Below are 509 nucleotides of genomic sequence, written 5' to 3'. Positions count from 1 at the left end.
AGGTGCTGCACCGTAAACCGTTCTGCCACTTTGAATTAAATCTGGGCGAGCATTGGCAAGTGCTTCATCAATAACAAAATATTCTTGTTCCCAACCTAGGGTGGCGGTTACTTTAGTTACATTTTTATCAAAATAATTACAAACGTCAACTGCCGCTTTGTTGAGTGATTCCAAAGCTTTTAATAAAGGTGCTTTATAGTCTAATGAGTCACCTGTGTATGAAACAAAAATTGTTGGAATACATAAAGTTTTGCCTCTTCCAATTTCTATGATGAAAGCAGGAGAGGAGGGATCCCATGCAGTATAACCTCTTGCTTCAAAAGTTGCTCTTAAACCACCACTTGGGAAAGAAGAGGCATCCGGCTCTTGTTGAATTAAAGCGGCCCCATCAAATTCTTCAATGGCAGTGCCATCACTTTTTATCGTAAAGAAAGAATCATGTTTTTCAGCTGTAGTACCGGTTAGTGGCTGAAACCAGTGTGTGAAATGGGTAACACCTTTACTTTCTG

Annotated in this window: 1 protein-coding gene; it reads right to left on the bottom strand. The window is 39.9% G+C overall.

What is annotated here, in order from left to right:
- The coding region (locus tag AC4FQX_RS15245; protein ID WP_491168575.1) for a glutamine synthetase III domain-containing protein at positions 1–509 on the bottom strand (509 nt) is incomplete at both ends.

Source organism: Flavobacterium sp. AK-301 (assembly GCF_058310215.1).
The sequence above is the reverse complement of the archived record's forward strand: the minus strand, read 5'-3'. Positions and strand labels throughout refer to the sequence as shown.